We start from the raw sequence: 23,546 nt of genomic DNA, 5'->3' as shown, positions 1-23,546 counted from the left end.
CGATCAGCGCCATTGCCAGCCTTCCGGTCATCTGGACCGGAAGGCGTAAGGGTATCAAACACTCTAGCGGAATTCACTTCCAAGCTTGGAATTCGTTACCGCCTGAAGCATTCTTGGAAACGTATGTCACTACGCGTGCCCTCTCGAGCCTTAGAACCATCATGTAGGTTTCAGTGCCAAAGAAGTGACCCGCTGGCCCAACCTCATTGATGGCTTCCAGCGCAAGGTCTTCCGGGCTGGTCGAAACCGGCTGAAGAAATTCCGTGACCATCTGCAGCAGGTCGATATCAAGCATCACCTTCTCATACGAGCAGCACAGCCCTCCTTCGAGCCACCCTGCCCCGTGCATGAGCATCTTGGCGCCGCCATTGATCGCACCCCAAAGCGAGAAGACCGCCTCATACGCCGCTTTCGAGTCGACCGTATTGGCCGCGCACACATTCGAAGAGCGATACGGAATGCAGTAGCTGGTGCCCCGCCATCACGGCGACGCCCTCGGCGTCCGCGCGCCTTTCACTGCACTCGGGCCGCAGGGAGAAAGGGCATGTCTGGTTCGGGGCGTAAGCCGGTAAGTTCGGCTGGAGCCAAGCACGCGGTCACGCGCTGAAGGCGCGGGATTTGCCCACTACCAATATGTCAGGTATGCGGAGAGGCTGTGTGAAAACTCTGACCGGTTGGCGAAATAGGCCGAAAATACCCTTTATGTGCGTTCTCTCGCGCTTCTGAGAGAGCATTTGCACAGGAACTGAAAACGAGCGTTACGAGAGAGTTCGTGGGCCGGAGTTTTCACACGGCCTCCGGACAAAGCCGTCGCAGGCCTGTCAGGCAGAGATCATGACTTCGCCCTCAATTTCCATTGCGAAACCGAGCGGTAGTCCAGACACACCGATAGCAGAACGCGCATGGCGACCGATGTCTGGGCCGAACACCTCAATGATCAAATCGCTAAAGCCATTTACCACAACATGTTGATCCGAGTATCCGGGCGCAGATGTCACCATACCAAAGACGCGTACCCATCCAACAATTCTTGACAGCTCGCCTATTTCTGCTTTCAGGTTAGCCAGTACCGTTAGTGCCACTTCGCGGGCCTCAGCATACGCTTGATCCGTAGTAATATTGGCTCCGACAACTCCAAAGGGCCCGGCCAGACTACCATCCATTGCGTTTTTTGGGTGACCTGAGAAAAGTGCTCGGTCACCTCTGACATTAACAAATTCGAAGGGTATGTGCAGGCCATCCGGTAACTTGGTAGGCGCAGGCAATTTCAAGCCCAATTCTTCAAGCCTGCTTTCTGGCGCCGGCATAGTAATCCCTCCAACTAATGCATGACCTGCAAGCTAGGCGGAAAGAATACCAATGTCATCTTCGGGCTCAATCCATACCTTTGCGGCAGCTCAACCAGACGACGCCTGTAGTAAAGCGGCGGATCTACGACCGGCCAGAAGCCGGAGCACAGGAAAGGGCGACTTGCGCCGCCCTGCCCTTCGGCTATTCGGTTACGCTGTCCTCGTCATTCCGTTTTGGGAAGGCCACCATTTCAACGCTGGGGAACATGCTGTGCTTTACGGTGATCGACTTGATTTCGCCGGTTGCGTCGTCGGTGTTTACGAAGAGAACCCCGCAGCGGTCCCAGTAGTTCGTGCCATCTTTTTCACCGGCTTTGACGTTCAGCTTCAGAGTTTGAGTTGCCATTGTTAGATCCTCGCTATGACGTGTTTCGATGAACATGGCTTTTGCGGGCACGAAGGGGATGTCAGCGGCTATTTTGTTTCGCGATGCAAAGCCGGGCTTGCCCGGCTGCGGAAAATAGCCGTTGAAGCTGCTGATCTGTTGCCAGATCAGCAGCGCCAAACCCGACTGCTCGCATATGTTCATCTTGAAGGAACACAGGGAGCGAGGATCTTCATTGGCAACGGAGTGAAGATTGTCAGACCGGCACAAAGGCACGAACTATCGGGGCGGCTGCGAGCGCAAGGCTTGAACACCGATCCACATCTGATGGTGGCGAAACCAAGTCGATCCATCACACGCGCATTGCGCTGTTCCGCGAGCTAGTGGCCTTCCTGAAACGGAATGACCTGAAGGAGATTGGTACAGCGCGTGGTGGCGCAAGTCGCCCTTTCCTATCAGCGGAGGAGGAGGGCCGCAGTTGTTCCTGGCGTCACGGTTGGGACAGGCACCGGCCGCGGTGGCGGCCATCAAAGCGAAGCGCCAGTCGCGTCGGCGCGTGGGGCGCAGGCCCCAGGTGCCAAGCGACACCAGAGGAACATCGCCGCCTGGACATCTGCCAAAAAGAAAGGCCCACCGAAGCGGGCCACAAGTACTACCGAAGGAAAGTCTTGAGGTATTGCTCCAATGCTACCGCTTGCGCGCCCGATCCACAACGCCGTCATGTGTGATTGCCGCAATGCGATCGTCGGTGCGGCGGGACATTTCGATCCCGTCGCCGGTCATCATGGCCTCTGCGTGCGGTGTCCATTTGAAAATGCTGCCGTCCGCTTCAACATGGGTTTCATCTTCGGCGGACCGGCGTTTGATCGATCCATCATGCCGGATTTCAATGATCGTGTTGTCAGCCATGCGGACGGTCACGGAATGATCGTCCACAGCAACACCCTGCCACCGGCTTTCCGCATCCCGACGCACAACGATCCGGCTGGGATGCAGCTTGATCTGCACATCCGTCGTGTCTTCCGGGTCTGCGGCTTTGACCACCACAATGGCCTCCTGCTCGGCGATATCATCATGCAACGACGCGCTGCCGTTCTTCGGTGGCCAAAGCTTCGGCTCCTCGCGTTTGCGCTTTTTCTGGTCCTTGTGGAACGCGATATACATCTGCGCAGATTTCCACACGCGGCGGATTGCGCTCTCTGCAGCGGTTGGCGTGGTGACTTTGGTCATGTTTGCCAGTCCTCATAGATCAGATTTTCAACCCGGCGAAACTCTTTGACGTTGTTAGTGATAAGCGTCAGGGACCGCGCAACCGCCTGCCCCGCAATCAGAAGATCATATGCCCCAATGGGCTTGCCTTTCCTGTACAGATCAGCGCGGATCAGACCAGCGGCTTTTGCATCGGCAGCTGACAGGTCCAGCACTTCGAACCGGAGCGCATCCACACGCGCAACATTCTCAGCGACTTTTGTGCTTTTGTATGCGCCCCAATAGAGTTCATACATGACGACAGACGGCACCGCGAAGTCGCTTGGAACATGCTCGGACAGCCGGGAAATCAGGCTGCTATTGGCCGCGATGATGCCAATGACGGCGTTGGTGTCGAGCAGGAATTTCACTTGAACACATCCAGTTCGGGGCGGTCCTGCGGCGGTACATCTTCCTCTGCAGCCCCCGCGGCATCCTCATCGAGCGGACCCAGCTTGTGCAGCTCGTCCAACCATTCCCAATCGTTTTCTATGGGTTCAAGAATGACCTTTGAGCCTTCGGCCCTGATCCGCACTTCATTGGTCTTGAACCGGAATTCTTTCGGCAACCGCACCGCCTGAGACCGGCCGGTCATGAACACTTTTGCAACCGCAGTATCTGGCATTGTTGCCTCCAATCGGTATCTATCATTAATATATATCTTTCACGTATTGCTTTCAAGCTAGCACCGAATGAAGCTTAGGCATCATGGGCGGGATTCCGCGCTTACTTTCAACATGTTATCGCTCGGTGGAATATGTCCGGAGTGGCAGGGCGCTTGTGCGCCCCGCCTGTAGGTCTCAGACCATGCCTTCGGGCACCCATGTGGCGACCCGCTTTTCGACCGCTTTGCTCAGCTTCATCGCCTCACGGGTCTCCGGGTCATTGAACAGCGCATCCAGCTTCTTGCGCTTGGCCCTGCCGCACGCGGCCCAAAGCGGCCATTTGCGTCAGCCGCATCGAAGGTCAGGTTCGAGCCCATTCCGTTCAGTTTCACGCTGGTCCCCAATGTCTGTAATCGGAGTTCCGTGCAGGTTTTTAGGGTATCCTATGGGCGTGGTTCCAGGCCTGCTTTTGCGGCTCTGTGCCAACTGTTCGCGTAACGTTGGTAGCTCACGTCGGTCTTGTGAAAATAGGTTTCGACGTCGAAGGCCGCGCGCTCGGGGAGTGCGCCTGTCGCCAAGAGGGCGGCTCCCTGGCTCGTCCCTGTTGCGGTGACGGTCGCGTCGACCCTGCAGTTTGTCGCCGCGGCGAGCATACTGGCGAAGCCTTTGTTCTTGGCAAATGGACCTTCGACGATAATGGGGCCCTTGTGTCCGGTCAGCGACAGGCATTCCGCGGTCATCAATCCGAGGTAAAAACTCACCGCCGCCGCGCGTTCCTGGGTTCCGGGCAAAGGCTCTGACCCCATCCAGCTGTGTTTTTGCCCCTGAAACGGTCCGCTGTCCGGAACCATTGCGGGCAAGAGCATGGGGCCGTCTTTCGCGACCAGGTCAAGGAATTGCTCTGCAGATTGGGTGGTTTGACCAATCATCGCCAACTCGAACTCGCGTCCCCCCATGAAACGGGCGGAGGGTACCGGGGCACCCAATGCGTTGACGTTAAGAAGCGTGTCACGCGAAGGTTCCAGAGTTACTTCTTCGCCGCCGATGGTCATGGCAATGACCCAAGTCCCGGTCGAAACAACGGAAAACGGCCCGGTTCGGGTCAGTACATGAGGCAAAAGCGATGCGTTTGAATCGTGGATGCCGCAGTGCACTGGCGTGTCAAAGCGCAGGCCGGTTTGCGATGCGACCTGCGGCAACACGGGTCCGAGAACCTCCGCAGATTTGCGCGCGGGCGCCATTTTTTCAGATATGCCCAACCGTTCGACCAACGAAGAATAGTGCGCCTTGGACGGATTCCACAGATCGGTGTGACAACCAAGGGACGACACGTCGCTGGCGGGCATTCCTGTCAGGCGATGCCCCCAGTACTGCGGATAGGTGACAATGGTGGCGGTGCGTTCGCGAAGCGCGGGGTCCTGCTCAAATTGCCAATGCAACTGCGCACCCAGGTTCAGACCCATCGGCAACCTTGGCGATCCGGTTTCCTCAAAGGGCGGGCGGATGGCGTCGTAAGCCACGGCCAGATCATCAGGGCCTGTGTGCTCATAGTCGAGGATCGGGGCAGCGAGCGCGCCGTCTGGCGCGATCAGGGCGCAAGACGCCCCGTGGGTTGTGATGGAAATGGCATCTACGCCGTGCGCCTTCTGAAACTGCTCCAACCCGTGCAGAACGAAGCGCCAGATAGCCTCAACATCGAAGTGCGGATAGGGTGGAGCGGCGAGAACCATGTTAGGCCGGGTCAGCACCTCCACTTCGGACATGTCAGTCGCATCGACCAGCGCAATCTTGGCGTTGGTCTTGCCGATGTCGATGACGGCGACGTGCCGGGGGGTCATGGCATGTGGAAGACGGGCGTCAGCGGCACCGCCACGGGTTCGTTGTCGGGCTTGGTTTCCATAATGTCCGCCATATGCGCCCACCATCGCTGCATGATCTCGTGGCGGGGCAAGGCATCCATTTTGTGGTCGTCGGTGCGCCAGAGGACGCCAAAAAGAATGTTCGTTTCTTCGTCCAGATGGATCGAATAGTCAGACACGCCCGCGTCTTTCAGCAGCGTGGCAAGTTCTGGCCAGATCTCATCGTGGCGCTTTTCGTATTCATCCCTGAAGCCCGGGTTGAGCTTCATCTTGAAGGCGTATTTTTCCATGTCAGCCCCTCCACATCGACCAGAGCCGGGGCAGCGCGATGACCGAGATCAGCAACGCCCCGATAACAATCGACATCACGATACCGGGCACGTTCAGCAAGCCAAGTCCGAAAGTCACAAGCCCCATGACAAAGGCCGCGACCACAACGCCGAGGATGGAGCCGGAGCCGCCCAGGATGTTGACCCCGCCAAGGACGACCATGGTCACGATCTCAAGTTCCCACCCGAAGGCAATGGAGGGTCGGGTCGAGCCGAGGCGGGATGTCAGGCAGACGGCGGCGACCCCGGACATCAGGCCCGTCAGCAGGAACAGGGTGAACTTCACCCGACCCACCCGAATGCCCGAAAACAGCGCCCCGGTGGCATTGTTTCCTATGGCAAAGACCGCGCGGCCGAAATTGGTCATGTGCAGGATGACCGCGTAGATCACCGCAATGATGGCGAAGAGGACGAATTCGAAGGAAATCACCCACCAGACATAGCCCTGCCCGAAGAAGGCGAAATCGGCTGGATAGCCCTTGTAGACCTGATCGCCCAACACGATGAAACTGATCCCGCGGAAAAGGCTCATCGTTCCGATGGTGACGACGATGGATGGCAGGCCAAGGCCGGTGACGAGGAAACCGTTTACCGCCCCACAGGCCAGACCGACGGCCAGACCGATAAGGACCAGCCCCTCTGTCCCGACACCCGCCTGCACGGCGGCGCCCATGGCGGTCGAGGCCAGTGCGATGATCGCGGCGACGCTGAGGTCGATTTCGCCAGAGATGATAAGCAGGGCCATGGCAAAGGCGATCATCGCCTTTTCGGTGAAGTTGAAGGTCGCGTCGGAGAGGTTCCAGGCATTCAGGAAATAGGGTGAGGCGAAACTGTTGGCGATGAAGATGCCGATTGCGACCAGCATCAGCAGGCTTTCCCAGCTTTTTAGGTTCCGCTCCAACGGCGAGCGCAGGCGATCGGGGATCGAGCGTGTCGTCGTGGTCATGTCGCGTGCTCCGCGCGTTTCAGGATGACGCGGCCCTTCGTCCGGTTGGCCTGGGCGTTTAGAACAACCGCGATGATGATCGCACCGCCCGAGATGGCCATCTGCCAGAAGGGAGAGATGTTCACGACTGGCAGGGCATTGGCAATGATGCCGAGGAACAGCGCTCCCAGCAGCGCGCCGGGGACCGAACCGATGCCACCCATGATCGACACGCCGCCAATGACGCAGGCTGCCACGACGGTCAATTCAAACCCCCCAGCAACATCGACATAAGCAACCGCGAAGCGAGAGACCCAGAGGTAGCCGGTCAGACCGGCCAGCGCGCCAGAGATCGTGAAGGCCCAGAACTGGGTCCGGCCCACGTTGATCCCGGCATAGGTCGCCGCATGGGGGTTGCCCCCGGCAGCGTAGAAGGCGCGGCCCAGGGTGGTGCGGGTCATGACGATGGTGAAAAGGATCACCGCCGCGATGGCAAACCAGCTTAGCACCGGAAGGCCAAGTAGCTCGGTGCGCGGGAATGCCTTGAAAGTGTCGCTCATCTCGTGGCTGTTGACCCATTTGCCCTCGGTCAGAAGGAAGATGGTTCCCCGGAAGATGGTCATGGTACCAAGCGTCACCACGATAGGCGGGATGTCCAGTTTCCACACAAGGATACCGTTGAACATTCCAAGGCACGCCCCGAACCCGGTGGCCACGACCAGCGTTACGATAATCGGCAGACCTGGTGCCGAGATATTGATCAGGGACACGACCATGCCGGTCAGCGCGAGGTTGGCGGCGACCGAGAGGTCGATGCACTTCGTCAAGATCACGATCATCTGACCGATGGCCAGCAGGATCAGCGGCGAGGTGTCGTTGAAGACGGCAGCCAGGTTCCACAGCGTGATGAACGCTGGGAAGCGGTTTGAGATGATGCCAAGCACCAATGCGATGGCGACCAGCAGCAAAAGTTCGCGGGAGGCGAGAATACGTTTCATTGCGCGGCCTCCCTGATCCCTGCGGCGTGGCTGACAAGCGTTTCGGGCGTGATCTGGTCGCGGGCCAGTTCCGCCACTAAGCGCCCCTCACGCATGACGATCACTCGATCGGACATTCCCACGATCTCGGGGATTTCGGAGCTGACCATGATGACGGCGAGCCCTTGCGCGGCAAGCTCCGCCATGAATTCATGCACAGCGGCCTTGGACCCGATGTCGATGCCCTTGGTGGGTTCGTCCAGGATGATGACTTTGGGCTGGGTGGCGAGCCATTTGGCGATCACGACCTTCTGCTGATTGCCGCCCGACAGGTTGCCGACATCGGTGTCCAGCGAAGCGGCGCGCAGGTCGAGACGTTCGGTATACTCCCGCGCCAGCTTGAATTCCTCGGCCAGCCTGATGAACCCCTTGCGCGAGGTGCGAGAGAGTGACGGCAGCGTCACGTTCTGAAAAATCGGCAGCGCGCTGATTGTGCCTTGTTTGCCCCGGTCCTCCGGGACATAGACGATGCCACTTGCGACCGCGTCGGCGGGCGATGCAATCGAAACCGGTGCCCCGTCGATCCTCAAGGTTCCGCCCGAGGGGCGGGTGATCCCGAAAAGGGCCTGCATGAATTCGGACCGACCTGCGCCGACCAGCCCGTAGAACCCGAGGATTTCGCCGCGCCTGAGCGTGAAACCGATGTCCGCGAATTCGGTCGGGTGGTCGTACCCCGCGACTTCGAGGATATCGTGGCCGACGTTGTGGTCGCGTTCGGGGAAAATCTGGCTGACGTCGCGGCCTACCATAAGCTTGACCAGTTCCGGCTCGCTGACATCTACAATCGCCCCTTCGCCGACCATCTGGCCGTCGCGATAGACGGTGTAGAAATCGGCGATGCGGAAGATCTCGTCAAACTTGTGGCTAATGAAGAGGATCGCCTTGCCTTGCGCCTTCAGGCTTTCAACGAGTTCGTAAAGCTCTTCGATTTCTTTCTGACTGAGGGCTGCGGTCGGTTCGTCCATGATCACAACGCGCGCGTCGATGGACAGCGCCCGGGAAATGGCAACCAGGTGCTTGTTCGCGGTTCCAAGGTCCTTGAGCGTCGCGCCCGGATCAATCTTGGCCCCGATTCCATCCAGAATCTCGCGCGCACGGGTCGCCATGGCAGTTTTGTCGATCAGGCCAAATCGCCCCTTTGGCGCATGGCCGAGAAAGATGTTTTCCGCCACCGTCAGCTCGTCGAAAAGGACGGTTTCCTGATGGATGGCGGTCACGCCAGCAGTTTCGGCGGATTGCGGTGTCGGGAAACTGAGAGCCTCGCCATCGATCCGGATGTCACCCTCGTCGGGTTGATAAATGCCCGTCAGAACCTTCACCACGGTAGACTTGCCAGCACCGTTTTCGCCCACCAATGCCGTGACCTTGCCCGGGTAGAGGTTTAGCGAAACATCTGAAAGGGCCCGCACGCCGGGAAATGTCTTGGTCACGCCGGACAGGCTCAGAAGCGGTGTAGGGGCGGCGGCGTTCGACACGTCTGGTCTCAATTCCAACTGCATGGACGGTGTTTCTGGATGTGGGAAGAGTGGGGTGTCGGGGCGTGGGTCATCGCACACGCCCAGACACGTCGTTCAGATTAGAAGATCGACTTGAACTGTTCGATGTTCGAGCTGTCGTAGGTGAACGGATCAGCCATGGCTGCCGAGCCGGTGTCATCCAGCGTCACCGAGCCCATGCGGCCCATCGGGATTTCGACACCGGCACCGGTTTCAGCACCGTTGGCGATTGCGTGCGCAAGCATGGTGGCCGAGTAGCCAAGGTCAATCGGGTTCCAGATTGCGAAGCTCTTGGTTGCACCGCTATCAACACAGCCTGCCATCTCGGACGGGAGGCCCAGACCGGTCACGTTGATCTCACCGATCTTGCCCGCGTCGGTCACCGCCTGGCAGGACGCCAGGATGCCAACGGTCGTTGGCGCGATGATCGCCTTCAGGTTAGGGTAGGATGCCATGAGGCCCTGTGCTTCTCGGTAGGATTTGTCGCTGAGGTCGTCGCCATAGACGGTGGCCACCAGATCTACGCCGTCATAGTTCGGAAGAACTTCTTTCGCGGCCTCGATCCAGGCGTTCTGGTTGGTTGCCGTGGCCGACGCCGACAGTATCGCGACTTCACCACCATCCGGCATGTGATCCGCGGCAAGCTTGATGATCGTATTGCCGATCAGCGGGGTCGAGGATGGGTTCAGGTGCATTTGGCGTCCGCCTTCAGACACACCCGAGTCCCAGGAAATCACGGTGATACCGCGGTCCATCGCGCGTTTCAGCGCTGGCACAAGTGCATCGGGGTCGTTTGCCGAAATCGCGATGGCGTCGACACCCTGCGCGATCAGGGAGTTGATGACCTCGATCTGACCTTCCGCAGTGGTGTCGGTCGGGCCGGTGTAGATGATCTCGACATTGCCAAGCTCTCCGGCAGCCTCTTCAGCGCCTTCGGCGGCCGCTTCAAAGAAGCCGATCCCAAGCGCTTTTACGACCAGAGCGATGCGCATGTTGTCCTGCGCCATCGCCGTGGTGCCAAACATACCGGCAGCAAGGCTCATCCCTGCGACAAGTGATGTGAAAGTACGACGCTTCATGATAGTTCCTCCCAGAAAGTCATGTTTGGGTCTCGGGTTTCGGAGGCGGTCAAGAGGCCACCTCGTTTTCTTGAACGCTGCCCGACTGGGCAACGATCAGATTCACATCGGCAGCCTCAAGCATGGCCGCCGCCTTGTCAGGAATTCCTTCGTCGGTGATCACGGTCGTGATCCGGTCCAACTGGCAAAGCACCAGGCTGGAGCGCTGCGCGAATTTCGAACTGTCGACCAGAACGATAAGCTCATCTGCCTGTCCGATCAGTTTCTGTTCTGCCTGGATCAAAAGCGGATCGGCCTCCATCAGGCCGATGGGGCCCAGCCCCTGCGCCCCCATGAACATGCGCTTTGCATAGAAGTTGCGGGTCACGTCGTTGTCAAAGGGCGACAGGATTATGTTCTGTTCCCGGTAGATCGCGCCGCCTGACAACATGATCGTGTTCTTCGAATGCTTCAGCAGGTGCTCGGCAATCGGGAACGAATTGGTAAAGACCTGCATCCTGCGGTTGGCCAGCGGATGCACCATCTGAAAGGTCGTTGTGCCCCCGTTGATGATGATGCTGTCACCTTCGCTACACATCTCAACCGCCGCGCGCGCAATCGCCTGCTTCGCTGCGATATTCATGGTTTCGTTGACGACGAACGGACGGCCCGCCAGCCCGGCGAACTGCGGTGGCGTTATCGCCTCAGCGCCGCCTCTGACACGGCGTACCTTCTGTTTCATGTGAAGTGTTGAAATGTCGCGCCGGATGGTGGCTTCGGACACGCCGGTCAAGGTGCACAGGTCCCCAACCGTCACGACTGGGCGATCCTGCACCGCAGAAATGATGATCCTATGGCGTTCTTTTTCGTGCAAAGCCACCTCCCATTCACTCCACGCTGCGCAGATTCGCCGCAGCTGTCAATCATTTTCGATCACTTTCAATCATTCTGCATTGCAGAATGACTGTTTGTGATTGTTTTTGATTGACATAACGATGCACACTACTAAGCCTAAATGCGATGGTGCAGTACCGACCGCTGCATCGTGAGGAGGGCAGAACGTTGAAATCCATCGAAAATCAGCTTCTTGAGAACCGCTGGGATGACGCTGTGGCAGGTGGTATGTCCGAATCGGAACTGCTTCTCTATCGCTCCAACACGCTGGGATCGGATAAGCGCGTCACAAACTATGGCGGTGGCAATACCTCTGCGAAGGTCATGGAAACCGACCCACTGTCCGGCAAAGAGGTCGAGGTGCTCTGGGTCAAGGGTTCCGGCGGTGACATCGGGTCCATGAAACTTGACGGCTTCTCCACGCTATACATGGACAAGCTGAACGCGCTGAAGGGGCTTTATCGCGGGGTCGAGTTTGAAGATGAAATGGTCGGCTATCTGCCCCACTGCACCTTCAAACTGAACCCGCGCGCGGCTTCAATTGACACGCCCTTGCACGCCTATGTGCCGCGCAAACATGTCGATCACGTCCACGCCGACGCGATTATTGCGATCGCAGCGTCGAAGAATTCGAAGGAGCTGACCCAGGAAATTTTCGGTGACCGGATCGGTTGGCTGCCGTGGAAACGGCCGGGGTATGAACTGGGCCTGTGGCTTGAAAAGTTCTGCCTGGAAAACCCGGATGCCGATGGCGTTGTCCTAGAAAGTCACGGATTGTTCACATGGGCTGACACGGCGAAAGACTGCTATTACTGCACCATCGACGTGATCAACGTCGCGACCAAGTGGTTGGCCGAAAAGACCGCCGATGTTCCGGCCTTTGGCGGAGCGGTCCACCAGGGCCTCGCCCGGGAAGGTAGGCGGGCCGTTGCCGCCAGGCTGATGCCCGCGATCCGTGGCTTTGTCAGTGGCAACCAGCTCATGGTCGGGCATTTCAACGACAGCGACTCGGTGCTTGAGTTCGTGAATTCTAAGGACATGGAGGCGCTGGCGGCCCTTGGTACGTCCTGCCCCGACCATTTCCTGCGCACTAAGATCCGTCCTTTGGTCGTCGGCTTCGACCCGGCCCACAACAACATCGACGCAGTGCTTGAAGGCCTGCCCGCGCAAGTCGCGGCCTATCGTGAGGACTACACGGCCTACTACAACCGTTGCAAACACGATAACTCGCCTGCGCTTAGGGACCCCAACGCGGTTGTCTACCTGATCCCCGGGGTTGGCATGATCACATTTGCCAAAGACAAGGGCACGGCCCGCATTTCCGGCGAATTCTACGTCAACGCGATCAATGTTATACGCGGGGCAAGTGCCGTCAGCGAATACTGCGGCCTGCCAGAGCAGGAAGCTTTTGACATTGAATACTGGCTGTTGGAAGAAGCCAAGTTGCTGCGCATGCCGAAGCCAAAATCGCTGGCTGGTCGCGTCGCGCTGGTCACCGGCGGCGCCGGCGGCATAGGGTCGGCAACGGCAGAACGTTATCTGTCCGAGGGCGCCTGTGTCGTGCTGGCCGACATCAATCCTGAAAGCCTCACCGCGACGGAAGGGGTCCTGACCCAGCAGTTCGGCAAGGACGTCGTTTGCACCGTCCTGATGGACGTCACGGATGAAAATGCCGTGGCCCAGGCGTTGGCTGAAACATCCGTCGAATTTGGCGGCATCGACATCCTTGTCTCGAACGCCGGGATCGCATCCTCTGCCCCGGTTGAGGAAACGTCCCTCGACCTTTGGAACAAGAACATGGACATCTTGTCCACGGGGTATTTCCTCGTCAGCCGGGAAACTTTCAAGATCATGCGGGTGCAGGACATGGGCGGATCTATCGTTTTCGTGGCTTCTAAAAACGGGCTTGCCGCCTCGCCCAATGCCTCGGCCTATTGCGCGGCGAAGGCCTCGGAAATCCACTTGGCCCGTTGCCTTGCGCTTGAAGGTGCTGAGGTCGGGATCAGGGTCAACGTTGTGAACCCGGATGCGGTGTTGCGGGGTTCCAAGATCTGGGAAGGCGATTGGCTGGATCAGCGGGCTTCGACCTACGGCACGGATAAGGAGGGGCTGGAAGAGATGTACCGCAACCGATCCATGCTGAAACGCTCAGTCCTGCCGGAAGATATTGCCGAGGCCTGTTATTTCTTCGCCGCCGAGACGTCGGCCAAATCCACGGGTAACATTCTGAACGTTGATGCGGGCAACGTTCAGGCCTTCACGCGATAGGGAGACGGTCCATGAGCTATGAAAGCGCCAAAGCGCAATTCGCTGACTGGGGCGTCGACACTGATGCTGCAATCAAGGCTCTGAAGGACATCCCGATTTCCGTTCACTGTTGGCAAGGCGATGACGTGGTGGGGTTCGAAAACCAGACCGCCACCTCGGGCGGGGGCATTCAGGCAACCGGAAACCATCCCGGCCGGGCCCGCAACCCCGACGAACTGCGGGCGGATCTTGAGTTTGCCTATGCAAATATCCCCGGGTCACATCGGTTGAATCTGCACGCGATGTACATGGACACAGACGATACCCCGGACCGTGATGAGATCGAGTATCGCCATTTCGCGCCATGGGTCGACTGGGCCAAGGGCATCGGCATCGGGCTGGATTTCAACCCGACTTTCTTTGCCCATCAAAAGGCCGATGACAACCTGACGTTGGCACACCCCGACAAGGGCATCAGGGACTTTTGGATCGAACATGGAAAACGCACGCGGGACATCGCGGCGCAGATGGGAGCCGCGCTTGGTTCACCCTGCATCAACAACATTTGGGTTCCGGATGGGTTCAAGGACCTTCCTATCGACCGTATGGCGGCAAGGGCCCGGCTTGAGGCCTCGCTCGACACCATGCTGGCCCAGGCGAAATCGGATATGCTGGATGCGGTCGAATCCAAGCTTTTCGGCATCGGGGTCGAGGCCTGCACGGTGGGCAGCCATGAGTTCTACATGGGCTATGCGATCCGCAACAAGACACTGCTGTGCCTCGACATGGGGCACTTCCACCCGACCGAGAATATCGCCGACAAACTGAGCGCCGTGGCCCTGTCTCTGGATGAGCTTCTGCTGCACGTGTCGCGCCCTATGCGTTGGGACAGCGACCATGTGATCATGCTGAACGATGACATCCTGGCGATAGCACATGAACTGGTCAGCGGCGACCTGTTGGGCAAGACCCATATCGGGCTTGATTTCTTCGACGCCACGATCAGCCGCACGGCCGCTTGGGTTATCGGCACGCGCAACATGCAAAAGGCGCTTCTGCAGGCGCTTCTGAAGCCCTGGGATCGCTTGCGAGCAGCGGAGGACGCGCTGGATTTCACAAGCCGGTTTGTTGTGACAGAGGAACTGAAGGACCTACCCTACGGAGCGGTGTGGTCTGAATTTTGCGCCAGAAACGACGCGCCTATAGGTACTGAGCTGATCACTGAGCTTGACGCTTATCAGGCCACTGTAGCGGGTCGCTGAGGCACGGCCCAATTTTGTGGAAAGTCTCCGTCTGGACAATCTATGTTGGAAAGAACGCCAAGATTGCATTCGAAAGCAAGCGGTCGTCGCGCCGGTGACCATTGAGCGGCCGCATTAGTCCGCAATGCGGTCATTGGCGCAAAGCGCAGCGAATGCCTGCTTTCCGCCCTCTGTGCAGAATCTAGCGATCTAACAGCAAAGTAGGTTCGGTTGCTTGCCCGCCCCTACCCTGCCCGCCTGATGCCACCAATTTAAACTCCTGGTTTCAGTAATCCGCACCCTGCCTGGTATCCCAGAGACGAAGAATCTCTATCTGAGTAGGCATTACACGATAGATTAGCGTGAATGGGGTTCGGGGTACTGAAAGCTCCCGTATGTCTTGCCGTGTGTCACTTGGGTGACCAGCATAAGGGTTGGCTGCAAGAGTAAGCTGAATGGCTTTGAGCTGAGCTCGTGCCCTTTGGCTGCCTTCAGGAAAAACTGACGTGTAGTAGTAACGGAACCACTGAATGTCCCTGGCCGTATCTTCGAGAAATACAATCTTCATTGGCTGTTGGATTGCCCGCTTGCTACCGGAGCCGAAAGTTCATTCTCGGTATCCCAGCTGTCTATCCAGGCATTCATTTCGTCTGCCGTGATGAACTTGCCTTGGTCTGCTTTTTCAACAGCCGCATCAATGGCTGCACGTTTAGCGGCTTTGGATTCTAACATCATTCTAATTGCCCGTACGGCGAGTTGTGCAGGCGGTCGGTCTTCGATCGCAGCTTCCCGTTCCAGGGTCTTTCTCAGGTCTTCATCGAGACGGATTGAATATGGGCTGGTACTCATCGCAATCACCTGTTTCCGTGTTGTAGTACAATGTAATACATCTGAATGAAATTCACAATAGACCGATGGCATGTACCGCACCTGTTGTTCTAAACTCATGAGCGTGAGGAGAAATCATGGGTGCGGCCTTCACTTCTGCGGTTATTTTGAATTTTGCGTCAACAATGCGGTTGGTTGTATGTCTCCTTGATCGATTTTTGAAATCAGTGAGATCAAATAGGCTTGATGGGATTTTATGTTCTCCGCTCGTTGGAAAATATATCCGAGCACTAAGAAACGGAGAGCTGGGCCATATGCCGATTTCATAGCATACCAGGTCTGACCAAATCTTAGGTACTCGGCGATATCGTCCATAAGACGGTCACAATGTGCCTGATCCCGGGCAAAGCGAAGTTCCGAGCACAAACGTGGAAAGCTGCGCTCCATTTGATCTGGAGAAACTTGAATCTGAGAATATTCTTCTTTCTTAACTATTGGATTCAAAGAGTCCTCTTTGTGCCCCTCAATTTCATGGTCACTGTCCCTCAAATTATCTGAATCTGTCCGTTTTATCTCAGAGATTTCCACAGAGATTTCAGCCAGCAGTTCGCTGAGTACATTTGCATCTGGTTTGCGACGCAGAGCATTGCGTGCGGTGACCATCAAATCTGAGATTGTGGCGTCGTTTGCCACGAGCTTTCTGAGACGCGCCAGAGCTGTAGAAACCTTGTCGCGGAGCACCGTGAACTCCAGAACTCGATCAGCATGCCTCTGGGCTTCCTCGATGAACTCAGCGTGCCGTTCAGACAAAGGCATCAGGGACAGTCCAGTTGCTGCGACCACCCTGCCCTGTCGATCCCGGCGTGCCCAACGTTTTCCGTTGGCGCTCATGACGCGGCGGATAAGCCCAAGCTCAACCAGCGCCGAGATATGGCGTTCAACGGTCTGTACACTGACGTGAGTTCGTTTGGCGATCGCAGCGTTGGAGGCAAAACAAACATGGTGATCATCCTGGTCTGGTGAAATCTGATCTCCAATCACAAAGGAAATCATCGCTCTCAGGACGTTGAGGGAAGTGGATTTAAGCCCAAGCGGTTCTCTGGCTTCCTCGACGGCTCGAAGAAGCAACCATTTTTTAGGCGTACTACCCCCCTGCCCTGCCGTTCCCAACAAGGTTGCTCCGTTTGGAGCCAATGCTGTTACTGTTTTCATAATTTTATGTCAGCAGACAAAGAAAACCTATTCACCCAGAGGCGTTTTTTGTTGTCTCGTGATTCGCGGGCTGTTAGGGTTTAGGTGTCAAATCTATAACCACTAGTTGGTTTTCAGCCCTCGGAGCCTTAGGTTTCGGGGGTTTCTTCTTTGCTTTCCTCCTCTTTGCTCGTTGCCTCATGTAGAGTTAACAATTGTTAACTCGCTTACTCCTCGGCGTTTTCTTTGAAGCGCTCGTAGGATTCCTGAATTAACTGAGCAAGGTTTTCCGTAAGCCAACGTGAGTAGGCTTCATTCTCCCCTGCTCTTTTGATCGTCATATTCACCGCTGAATTGCTGGTCTTGATAACAACGTCGGGTGCCGGTCGGTTTTCTTGTGCTTCTTTTTTTCGAGCCAGGCTGCCTAAAAGCCCATTTAACCGATCGTCTGAACTACCTGGGTTGAGTGTCTCCAAGAGCTTCATAGCCTTGTCCGCTGTTATCACCTTTTTTCGTAACGCATCGGCGAGTGCCGTCCATTTGGGCCGTCCGGATTTCGGTGCTGGGCCAATCATATCGCCAAGATCTTCGGGAATATCGTTTGTAATTCGCTCCAATTGCGACAGCGTGTTTTTAGAAATTGCCAGCGCCGTGATCGCTTCCGAACGGTCATATCCTTGGTTCAGAATCTCTCGAGCAAACCGGGCTCTCTCGTAGTAGCTGAGGTCAACACGAGAAGAGTTCTCTAAACCTTTTGCCTGAAGCGCCTCTTTGTCATCGAGAGTCCGTACAAGCGCGCGTACAGGCTGATTTAGATGCTGACAGGCCAGGATACGGCGGCGGCCGTAAATAACTTCGAAGTGGCCGTCCACTTCCTCAGACGGACGCAAGAGGACAGGAACCTGTTGGCCTCCTGCGTCTTTGATGCTTTCGGCCAGCTCCAGAACAGCTGCATCGACGTTGGGCTCGGCTTTTGAGTTAACAGGTGTTAACTCCACTCCAAGCCTGTCCTTCGGACCCCAAGGCAATATGAGCGAGGTATCAATTTCTTGGATTCCGCCGGCGCCAACACGGACGGAGGCTATGGTGCCTCGTGGAAGCGCGGCATTGGCACGCTCGGTTTTCGTAGGCGGAATGGGAGGGTTTCCGGCTGCCGCCGCTATTGCTGCAGCCATGCTGGTTTTGTTTTGTTTAAGTGCCATTTCAACGGCCCCACGCGGTTTGAATCATGTTTGAGACTTCGTGCCCGACGGCATCCATGCTCGATCGGGCGCGGTCATAGGTAGACCGTGTCATTTCTGATCGAACAACTTCGTACATTGTCATTTTCAGCATCGCGGCATCGGCAATCGCCGTGCTTCGCAGCGCAGTTGCTCCGATTACTCGATCCTGAAACAGCGCCCGCATAAGGCTTACAATTTGCTGTGATGGGGTATCCGAGGGGTCGTCCCGTGTTATGAGGAACCGGAAATTGTCATGGACAATCGGAATCCCGGAGTTCTCAAACTCTTCCAGGTATGCCGAAGTCATCTCAAGAAACTGCTGGGTGGAGGCCACGTCCAACATGCTCGGTGTCAGCGGTACGATCACAGATGTTGCCGCAAACAATCCTGCCAGCGTCAAGAAACCCAAAGAAGGCGGGCTATCGATAATGATTACATCATAGTTTGCTTCGACTTCTTCGATTGCGCTGGCAAGACGATTATAGAAGGGAACGCCTTTGCGGGCGTAGACAGCGGTTTCCGTTTCAAACTCTGACAGGATCAACTGGGCGGGGGAAAGATCCAAGCCAGGGAAGTAAGTGGTCCGGACGCACTCTGACATCGGGACCGAGTCCTCGTAGCGCAGAGCATCATAGATCGAATTCCCCTCAAACTCGATTTCTGGCTGAATTCCACAGAATCCGGTCAAGCTGCCTTGTGGGTCAAGGTCGATAGCCAGAACGCGATAACCTTGAAGTGCAAGATAGTGGCAAAGGTGAATGGCTGAGGTGGATTTCGCACTACCACCCTTGAAGTTCATGAGTTGAACAACCTGAAGCTGGTCGGCATCGCGACGACCGGGAAGGTACTTTCCGGGCTTTCTGGAACTTCCTTCAAGGATCTGGCGCATTGCTTTGATTTCGGCTCCGGAATAAAAGCGACGTCCGTTCTTGTTGAACTCCGGCTCTGGAAGAGAGCCCTCAGCATGGCCCTTTCGCAAGAACTGTCCGGTTGTGCCAAACAGGTCGGCAACCTCTGTCGCGCTGAAGAGTCGGAGGGTCTTTGACAACTCAGGGGAATACGCCTGAGTTAAGTGGGTCGTCAGTGCAACTTGTAGACGATCAGAGATTTCACGTGTAACGTGAGACTGCGTCGTCGCAGCAATTGGTGTGGTTTGTAACATAGTTGCAGATTTCCTGCTCTTTTTTGTTTGGTTGCGCAACTTGAGTACATTTAGGCACTCGTATTCCGATTCATGTCAAGAGAAAAATCAATAACTTGTGGGTCGTTGCGAAGCCTGCACAAGCGTCCCGAAGTTAACAGCTGTTAACTCACGTCTCCATTGGGTGCTTAAGAGGCGCTTTGAGGTTGCATGCTTGCGGCAAAAGTTCGCCTTCGGAATTCGAGATTAGAGGGTTGCCAGACGCCGGCCACTTTGTCTTTTCAGCCAAGCGAAATCCTGCCAGAAATACTGCAATGCGCTCACGTTTTGCTCAAGTTGCAGATGATTAAATCAGATTAGTATTGAGCCCCACTCCACTAAAAAGCCCAATTGGTGGTTATTCTTGAAAAGTGCTGACAAGCTCATTGTTTTGCCAGGGCAGGGCGGTGTTCTAGTAGCTGACTTTCTGTGTCCGCTAATTTGATGGTGTAGTTAATACTCTTCCAGTGCTGGTCTTTGGAGCAACTGCCCTGTGAACCAAGGTATACTGAAGTTGCTTATCAATTGGACCGATGTTGGTTTCATTCCAATAAATCGGTTGCCGGATTGTCGGCGATATCGTCGTCGTCACCGCATTTCTGGGCCAGTGCGATAGGTGCAAGTCGGTCTTGATCGGTGTGCCTCCTGCGGGGCTTGAGTAAGGAAACCCGAACGCAGCCCCTACGGTGAGGCATAATCCTACGGTAGTCCTGTTAGCTTCAGTCAGTGTTTGTCGATCTGGTCGATGGCGTCCGGGTTGAGGCGGCGCTTCCGTATCCGGCCAGATTTCGAGACCGAGTGAAACATGGGGCTGTCCTCGGCGTGACCCACTTCGATCCAACACGCCAGCGGCCTCGCTGCGCGACCCTTGCGCACTAACCGTGGAGCCTCGCGTTTTGGGGTGGTCTCAACTACCTGCGGCGACACCTAAGTTAGGTCATTCTCGTTGAATTTCTTCAGCGACACTCCCGCCTCCAAAATAAGGCGCGCCGAACACCGAACGCTGCCATCTAACTGAGTTCAGTCCGGTAATAGGATCGTCCGGTCAGGGGAGTCCCGGCGCGAACCTTGGCTGGTGACCATCTGATGTTCGAGAATATCAAGGGTGATCAGATAGGCGTTCGGGGCAATGAGGTCGGCCCAGTGTTTGGAATGTGCGAAAGTGGAGGGGTGATGGCTTACCCAGCCACGACAGTGGGCACTCAACTGCTCCGTTAGGCCGGCAATAAGAACAGCTTGACTAATTTGCCGCGTGTGGAATTCCCAACTGTTGAACCAACCTCCTCTTTGGCATATATTGCCAATCAGGAGGCTTATGCCATGGTAACCCGCAATGTGGTACTTACAGAATCGCAGGATCAACTAGTGCAGAATCTGGTTGCGTCCGGTCGTTATCAGAACGCCAGTGAAGCGCTGCGTGCCGGGCTTCGGCTTCTAGAACGGGAAGAAGCGGGACTGGTGTCTCTCAAACAAGGCCTGCAGGAGGGTGTGACGCAGGCTCAGACTGGAGATCTGGCAGAAGGCAGCGGTTCGGATGCGATCCGTCGTGCCTTTGCAAGGGCACGTTCCAAAGCGTGACCAGACCCTTTCGACTGACACGCCGTGCTGAATCCAGCCTGGTGGAAATTGCCCGATGGACAATTGACAAGTTCGGACCGCATCAGGCCGATCTTTATGAACAAGAATTGATAGCGCGATGTCAGGCCATCACGGAGGGCAGGGTGGCCAGCCGTAGCTGTTCATTATTGGTCGAGGAGGCGGCTGATCTCAGATACGTACAGGCAGGAGAGCATTTCCTCGTCTACCTGGACCAGCCGGATAGTGTGATCATAGTCGATATCTTGCATTCCCGTTGTAATTTGCCACGACATGTTTCCGGGCTGGTCACTTTGATGGATGCGGCAGGGAAAAAGACATAGGCACTGCAGTCAGAGTTTCCCTCAGGCTGAGATTTCTTTGAATAATCAGTAAGTGATCACCCCAACAGGTCGGTTGCCGGGTTTTCTGCGACGTCCACATCATCATAATATTTCTGCGCCTGCGCCATGGAGCGGTGCAGGGACAGGCGCATGGCGGCCTGGATCGGGGCACCGTCCAAAGCGGCCTGGGTCAAGAAACCCGAGCGCAACCCGTGGGGCGAGGCAAAATCCTCCGGCAGTCCCGCCAGTGCCAGCCGGTGTTTGACGATCTGGTAGATCGAATCCGGGCTGAGACGACGCTTCAACACATTGTCAGCCTTGGAGACAGGGCGGAACAGCGGCCCGTTCGTGACTTGTCCGACCTCGATCCAATGCACCAATGCTTGCGCGGCGCGACCCTTCAGCACCAGCCGTGGGGTTTCACCTTTCCGGGTGGTCTTGGTCTCCAGCAGTGAGAGCCAGACCACGCCGGTCTTGTCGAATTCCTTGAGAGAGACATCCTCACGCATCAGCCCGGTGATCTCCGACCGCCTGCGCCCACCGCTGGCCCAGCCGAGCATCAGGATTGCCCGGTCGCGGCAATCGCGCCGCGACCCCCGGCAGGTGGCCAACAGTTGCTCCAGAACCTCACGGGTGATCGGGTGCTGCGACTTCGGGGCAGGGGGACGGGCGGCGGCGCGGCGGGCCTTGGCGCGGGCCTGTTTCACCTGTGGCGCGCTAAAGGGGCTGGCGAGGTTCTTCATCCGGTGAAAGGCCAGCCAGGAGGCGATGCGCCGGTCCAGCGTCGAAGGGGCCGGGCAGGCCAGCGATTTGCGCAGGCCTTGCGCAATGAGCGCTTCTGCGGTTTCGCGCGCCACATCCGTTTCTGGTGCATCATTCAGATCACGGGCGTGATCAAGGATGAAGGCGAGGGCGGTAGGCTCGCTCTCCGGCCAGTCCAACACCGCGCCAAAGCGCGCTGTTTTCCAGGCGGTGATGTAGAGCAGGTCGCGCTCATAAGCCCGCAGCGTATTGGCCGGCGTGCCGCGGACATAGAGATCCGTGAGCGCGTCCTGATCTTCCTTTGAAAGGGCAGGGGGAGCGTCGGGCAGGTATGGGGCAGGGGCTGTCATGGGGCGCATTTTGCATCGCTTCGCGGCAAATTTCAATCATACGTAATAAGGGGTACTTATCAGATGTAAATGAAAATTTAAAAGGCGGCGGATGTAACGAGCAAAATAACGCTATAATGAGCGCAAAGCAGATAGGAGATTTGTGCTGTTACGGAAATCACTTGTGCCGGGAGAGTAACTGCCAAGTAAAAAACCGACGGAAAGATCTGAAGGTGCAAACGCACCCGCCGGCCTCGATGTGTCGTTGTGAGTTCGCTACAGCGCCCAGCCAAACACCACTTTCAGCGTCAGATAGATCTGGATGGCCCTGCTGCCGATCACGCTTTCCAGACGGCGGCGGAGTCCAAACCATTCCAGGATTACACCAGATCGAATGCGATCTGCGTTGCTTCAGTACCGTGTTGTACGAAGGCCATTTCTTGGTCTTGTACTTCGTAGGGACACAACGGCTCATGCTTCCCTGCTGTCATGCTAGATTCATGGAGTGAATCCTTAAGCCAATTTGTGCAACAATGCCTTTTAGACACGCAGTCAGTTTTGAATCACACGTTGATCAAAATATGCGATCACGGTCTTAATGGCACCATATTCCAAAGAACTTTTTCTTACATGTATTCCGGCATCGCGCGGTTCCATCCGGTGCAACACTGGACGGATGACGAGCCCTTCTTTTGCCACGACCTTCGCAAGCAGGAGCGGGGCGGACATGACAAATTTTCCTGATTTGACGAGCTGAAGCCCCGTTGCTAGCGATGTCGTTCGTATATTGATCAGTGATTTTTTTGCCCCCTTAGGAAGCGTGAATTTCTCAATTTTCTGCTCGGTTACAGGATCAACCGTGAAACTCACCCACTTATAGCTGGCGAGATCAGCCGGATTGATCGTATCGGCCTGAGAAATCGGATCATCCTCACGGAGGACAATCCCATGTTCAACTTGCGTGACGTGTTTCACAAAGAGAGACGCGTCCATTTCATCTTTCGAAAGAATTCCGAGATAAACGTCTAGCTCTCCGGCCATCAGTAGCTTGCCCATGCTTTCCCGGTGTTCGGTCTTGAGATTGAGCCTCAGATCGGGAAATCTCTCGATGAGATCGGCAAACAATCCAGCCACCCAGTTAAGGTGAAAAATCGGCCCAGCTCCGACGGTTAATTCCGACATGCCTGCGGATGCTATGACCCCGATCTCCTCCAACCCGTCGCGATACTCACGTTCTATTCGTTCCGCCCGCACCAGAAATTTCTCGCCTGCCTCGGTTAGCGACATGCCGCGCCGATCCCGGTGGAACAAGGGGGTCCCCAATTCGACCTCCAGACTGCTGATGCGTTTTGTCACTGATGATTGCGCAAGGTTGATACTCAATGCTGCGGTGGTAATGGACTTGTCCCGCGCAACGGCCAGAAACGCCCTGAGTTTCTTGTCCATGATATTCCTTTTTTGAATACACACCTCACTTAAATTCACTATGCAGAATATATAT

Annotated in this window: 25 protein-coding genes and 1 pseudogene; 4 read left to right on the top strand and 22 right to left on the bottom strand. The window is 56.4% G+C overall.

The window, feature by feature from the left end; all coding sequences use genetic code 11:
* Positions 1-73: 73 nt before the first annotated feature.
* From ACR0JA_RS22040 to ACR0JA_RS21980, 13 genes are all read right to left on the bottom strand, one after another.
* Positions 74-460, bottom strand: coding sequence for a trimethylamine methyltransferase family protein (locus ACR0JA_RS22040; RefSeq protein WP_480579747.1), 387 nt, complete (start codon positions 458-460; stop codon positions 74-76).
* Positions 461-821: 361 nt separating this feature from the next.
* Entirely contained in the window at positions 822-1,307 is a 486-nt protein-coding gene (locus ACR0JA_RS22035; protein ID WP_480579700.1) for a RidA family protein, read from the bottom strand.
* A 184-nt stretch (positions 1,308-1,491) separates the two neighbouring features.
* A complete protein-coding gene (locus tag ACR0JA_RS22030; RefSeq protein ID WP_480579698.1) occupies positions 1,492-1,854 on the bottom strand; it encodes a hypothetical protein in 363 nt (120 codons plus the stop codon).
* A gap of 507 nt (positions 1,855-2,361) precedes the next feature.
* Complete coding sequence (locus ACR0JA_RS22025; RefSeq protein ID WP_480579696.1) at positions 2,362-2,904, bottom strand: hypothetical protein; 543 nt, start codon at positions 2,902-2,904, stop codon at positions 2,362-2,364.
* A complete protein-coding gene (locus ACR0JA_RS22020) occupies positions 2,901-3,293 on the bottom strand; it encodes a PIN domain-containing protein (RefSeq protein WP_480579694.1) in 393 nt (130 codons plus the stop codon). Before ACR0JA_RS22020 ends, ACR0JA_RS22025 begins: the two co-directional genes overlap by 4 nt.
* Positions 3,290-3,547 (bottom strand): antitoxin, encoded by a 258-nt coding sequence (locus ACR0JA_RS22015; RefSeq protein ID WP_480579692.1) that lies wholly within the window; start codon positions 3,545-3,547, stop codon positions 3,290-3,292. Before ACR0JA_RS22015 ends, ACR0JA_RS22020 begins: the two co-directional genes overlap by 4 nt.
* Positions 3,548-3,970: 423 nt before the next feature.
* The gene (locus ACR0JA_RS22010; RefSeq protein WP_480579690.1) at positions 3,971-5,365 is read right to left on the bottom strand and encodes an FGGY-family carbohydrate kinase; all 1,395 of its coding nucleotides are present in this window, start codon (positions 5,363-5,365) and stop codon (positions 3,971-3,973) included.
* Positions 5,362-5,676, bottom strand: a complete 315-nt coding sequence (rhaM, locus tag ACR0JA_RS22005; protein WP_299668385.1) for an L-rhamnose mutarotase — start codon at positions 5,674-5,676, stop codon at positions 5,362-5,364. Before rhaM ends, ACR0JA_RS22010 begins: the two co-directional genes overlap by 4 nt.
* Before the next feature lies 1 nt (position 5,677).
* Positions 5,678-6,661, bottom strand: coding sequence for an ABC transporter permease (locus ACR0JA_RS22000; RefSeq protein ID WP_480579688.1), 984 nt, complete (start codon positions 6,659-6,661; stop codon positions 5,678-5,680).
* Complete coding sequence (locus ACR0JA_RS21995) at positions 6,658-7,638, bottom strand: ABC transporter permease (protein WP_480579686.1); 981 nt, start codon at positions 7,636-7,638, stop codon at positions 6,658-6,660. Before ACR0JA_RS21995 ends, ACR0JA_RS22000 begins: the two co-directional genes overlap by 4 nt.
* Entirely contained in the window at positions 7,635-9,176 is a 1,542-nt protein-coding gene (locus ACR0JA_RS21990; RefSeq protein ID WP_480579684.1) for a sugar ABC transporter ATP-binding protein, read from the bottom strand. The genes ACR0JA_RS21995 and ACR0JA_RS21990 overlap by 4 nt, the downstream gene beginning before the upstream one ends.
* 77 nt (positions 9,177-9,253) lie before the next feature.
* Positions 9,254-10,252: a rhamnose ABC transporter substrate-binding protein gene (rhaS, locus tag ACR0JA_RS21985; RefSeq protein ID WP_480579682.1), complete on the bottom strand. Its 999-nt coding sequence runs from the start codon at positions 10,250-10,252 to the stop codon at positions 9,254-9,256.
* Between the two features lie 49 nt (positions 10,253-10,301).
* The gene (locus ACR0JA_RS21980) at positions 10,302-11,105 is read right to left on the bottom strand and encodes a DeoR/GlpR family DNA-binding transcription regulator (RefSeq protein ID WP_170758944.1); all 804 of its coding nucleotides are present in this window, start codon (positions 11,103-11,105) and stop codon (positions 10,302-10,304) included.
* A 146-nt stretch (positions 11,106-11,251) separates the two neighbouring features.
* On the opposite strand from ACR0JA_RS21980, the gene ACR0JA_RS21975 reads away from it, so the two are divergent.
* Positions 11,252-13,393, top strand: coding sequence for a bifunctional rhamnulose-1-phosphate aldolase/short-chain dehydrogenase (locus ACR0JA_RS21975; RefSeq protein ID WP_480579680.1), 2,142 nt, complete (start codon positions 11,252-11,254; stop codon positions 13,391-13,393).
* Between the two features lie 11 nt (positions 13,394-13,404).
* A complete protein-coding gene (locus ACR0JA_RS21970) occupies positions 13,405-14,634 on the top strand; it encodes an L-rhamnose isomerase (protein WP_480579678.1) in 1,230 nt (409 codons plus the stop codon).
* 265 nt (positions 14,635-14,899) lie between these two features.
* Here ACR0JA_RS21970 and ACR0JA_RS21965 read toward each other — a convergent pair whose 3' ends face one another.
* The 6 genes from ACR0JA_RS21965 to ACR0JA_RS21940 form a co-directional block, all read right to left on the bottom strand.
* Entirely contained in the window at positions 14,900-15,181 is a 282-nt protein-coding gene (locus ACR0JA_RS21965) for a type II toxin-antitoxin system RelE/ParE family toxin (RefSeq protein WP_480579676.1), read from the bottom strand.
* The gene (locus tag ACR0JA_RS21960; RefSeq protein WP_282121176.1) at positions 15,178-15,534 is read right to left on the bottom strand and encodes a CopG family ribbon-helix-helix protein; all 357 of its coding nucleotides are present in this window, start codon (positions 15,532-15,534) and stop codon (positions 15,178-15,180) included. Before ACR0JA_RS21960 ends, ACR0JA_RS21965 begins: the two co-directional genes overlap by 4 nt.
* Before the next feature lie 69 nt (positions 15,535-15,603).
* Positions 15,604-16,653 (bottom strand): helix-turn-helix domain-containing protein, encoded by a 1,050-nt coding sequence (locus ACR0JA_RS21955; protein ID WP_480579673.1) that lies wholly within the window; start codon positions 16,651-16,653, stop codon positions 15,604-15,606.
* 206 nt (positions 16,654-16,859) lie between these two features.
* Positions 16,860-17,834, bottom strand: a complete 975-nt coding sequence (gene repB / locus ACR0JA_RS21950) for a plasmid partitioning protein RepB (protein WP_282121178.1) — start codon at positions 17,832-17,834, stop codon at positions 16,860-16,862.
* A gap of 1 nt (position 17,835) precedes the next feature.
* Positions 17,836-19,017 (bottom strand): plasmid partitioning protein RepA, encoded by a 1,182-nt coding sequence (gene repA / locus ACR0JA_RS21945; protein WP_282121179.1) that lies wholly within the window; start codon positions 19,015-19,017, stop codon positions 17,836-17,838.
* A gap of 741 nt (positions 19,018-19,758) precedes the next feature.
* Positions 19,759-19,962, bottom strand: coding sequence for a hypothetical protein (locus ACR0JA_RS21940; RefSeq protein WP_282121180.1), 204 nt, complete (start codon positions 19,960-19,962; stop codon positions 19,759-19,761).
* Positions 19,963-20,355: 393 nt separating this feature from the next.
* Here ACR0JA_RS21940 and ACR0JA_RS21935 point away from each other — a divergent pair, with 393 nt between their 5' ends.
* The gene (locus ACR0JA_RS21935) at positions 20,356-20,613 is read left to right on the top strand and encodes a type II toxin-antitoxin system ParD family antitoxin (protein ID WP_282121181.1); all 258 of its coding nucleotides are present in this window, start codon (positions 20,356-20,358) and stop codon (positions 20,611-20,613) included.
* Positions 20,610-20,954 (top strand): type II toxin-antitoxin system RelE/ParE family toxin, encoded by a 345-nt coding sequence (locus ACR0JA_RS21930; RefSeq protein WP_282121182.1) that lies wholly within the window; start codon positions 20,610-20,612, stop codon positions 20,952-20,954. The genes ACR0JA_RS21935 and ACR0JA_RS21930 overlap by 4 nt, the downstream gene beginning before the upstream one ends.
* A 56-nt stretch (positions 20,955-21,010) precedes the next feature.
* Here the strand turns inward: ACR0JA_RS21930 and ACR0JA_RS21925 are convergent, their stop codons facing one another.
* From ACR0JA_RS21925 to ACR0JA_RS21915, 3 genes and pseudogenes are all read right to left on the bottom strand, one after another.
* Positions 21,011-22,066 (bottom strand): tyrosine-type recombinase/integrase, encoded by a 1,056-nt coding sequence (locus ACR0JA_RS21925; protein WP_282121183.1) that lies wholly within the window; start codon positions 22,064-22,066, stop codon positions 21,011-21,013.
* A 258-nt stretch (positions 22,067-22,324) separates the two neighbouring features.
* Positions 22,325-22,520 (bottom strand): annotated as a pseudogene (locus ACR0JA_RS21920) (transposase); the annotation flags it as partial.
* 77 nt (positions 22,521-22,597) lie between these two features.
* On the bottom strand, positions 22,598-23,491 hold the full coding sequence (locus ACR0JA_RS21915) for a LysR family transcriptional regulator (protein WP_480579670.1): 894 nt from the start codon (positions 23,489-23,491) through the stop codon (positions 22,598-22,600).
* Positions 23,492-23,546: the final 55 nt, after the last annotated feature.

It is taken from the genome of Ruegeria sp. AM4 (assembly GCF_056540665.1).
Note: the sequence above shows the minus strand (reverse complement) of the source record. Positions and strands in the feature narration are given on the sequence as shown.